The following is a 1,848-nucleotide window of genomic DNA, read 5'->3' on the forward strand; positions in this document are numbered from 1 at the left end:
TGCTCCGGTTCAACATGTTCCGGCACTGGAATACGCTTATTTTCCCTCTGCTCTGGAGTAGTCAATCCGTCATGTTTAGGCTCAGTTGTGTCTGGTTCTGGTTCTGGTTGTGCTGGAGCTGCATTCGATTGAGGCGGTTCTTGATCGGTAAACGTAGTCATATTGGTTTTTGGGGCTTCCAATAAGCGCTGCATCGTTTCAATCTGGTTTTGATAAAAGGATTCCCGGTCTTTGGCATCCAAAAGCTGATTTTTCAGCATGTCTATCTGCTGTCTAAGCAGTAAAACTTCTGCCGAATTTGGACTGTCTATTTTTACAGGTTCTTTTACATCCTGTTTTTTAGCAGGCTCCCCAAATACACGGATAGCTTCAGAAAAATCAATTTTATTATCAGAATTTTTACTTAAAATTCCTTTATTTATATGGTTGTAAATCGTCTGTCTATTGATGTTGTAAAGTTTGGATAATTCAAGAACTGAAAGGCTTTTCATGGTGTAAAACTATGCCTAATCTTGTCAAAAGTTGATGTCTATTAGACTGTCTAATAGACAAATGATCAAGTATGTAATTTAAGCAACTTTAAAACCGACCTTTTGAAGGTGTGGGAGTAATTCCTTGATTTTTTTTGGATCTTGGAGCATTTCAGCAATACGTACAGCAAATTGCTGGTAGCTTTCGGTACCTTCAGAGTAGCGTCCCATCTCTGGTAACTCAGAAAGCTTGGCAGCAAAGGAATGGCGTTGCTTATCTGTCATCTGTGAAAAGAGGTCGAGTGTATTTGGATCTCGCTGAGCTTTTACATCTTTAGGCTTTTTTTTCTGTTTAAAAGTAAAAGAGAAACCTGAAATAGTACGACCTTTTTTATATTGTTCATATTTAGCTGTTATATCGGTTAGCTCGTTTACTTGTTCAAGAGCAAAATCTAAAACATACGTTTTAAAATTACTCATTGTTTTGTATTGATGAGCTTCGACACCAAGTTGTTGTCTAAAAATAGATAGATCAAAAACTGGAGTTTTACCAGTGGATCTCCATTGAATTAATAACTCATATAGCCGAATAGCATAAGAGCTAGTTAACCGTGAAACTTGCTCTAGTTCATATTTAGTGAAATTTTCTTCCAGTCGAGTTATGAGAGGAACAATGTCTTGTGTAAATCGTAGGAAAACGATACCCGATTTAGGTTCATATCCAATTTTGTCGACCCAGCGGCAGTGAAAGCTACGATCCTTACCTGTCTTAGGATTAACATCATGGTATGTAACATAGCGATCAAATAAACTTTTAGATGCATCACGAAGTACGGTATAGGCTGTATGTTTTTCAACATTAAAGGTATTTATATAGCTACTAGCATGTACTTCTAACAAGCTATTTTCAGTTATTCCATGTCCTGTTTCTCGTGCCTCAGCAATTGCCAATAATACTAAACGCTGCTCAACGGTATCTAAGGTATAGCTTGCCTGGACTAATGCATTATCTTTTACAACTAGTTTAGTCATTTCTAATAAGTTTTAAAAAGCTAGGTCATAACATAGACTATTTAAGTGTATTGTTCAATAGATTATTTTATATTCAATAAGTCTTTTTCTATTAATATCTTATGCTTTTAAAACATACAGTTTAATTGGGTCGATAAAGCTAGTTTAAAGAATTGTAGGAAGCAGTTTAGTAGGATCGATAAACCTAGTTTAATAATTAGTTTAAAAAAGCATATGTCGTAGTTTATTTGAGTTAATAAGCTAGTTTTAACAATTAGTTTAAAGAATTGTAGGAAGTAGTTTAGGAAGATCGATAGACCTAGTTTAAAGAAACATATGAATTGTTTTAAGGGTCTATAAACCTAGC

Annotated in this window: 2 protein-coding genes; both read right to left on the reverse strand. The window is 35.1% G+C overall.

Annotated elements, in window-relative coordinates; translation table 11 throughout:
- On the reverse strand, positions 1-491 hold a 491-nt coding region (locus VXQ92_RS16455; protein WP_416682548.1), incomplete at its 3' end, for a plasmid replication DNA-binding protein.
- 78 nt (positions 492-569) lie between these two features.
- A complete protein-coding gene (gene repM, locus VXQ92_RS16460; protein WP_151766022.1) occupies positions 570-1,502 on the reverse strand; it encodes a replication initiation protein RepM in 933 nt (310 codons plus the stop codon).
- Between the last annotated feature and the right edge of the window lie 346 nt (positions 1,503-1,848).

Source organism: Acinetobacter sp. 228 (genome assembly GCF_048147885.1).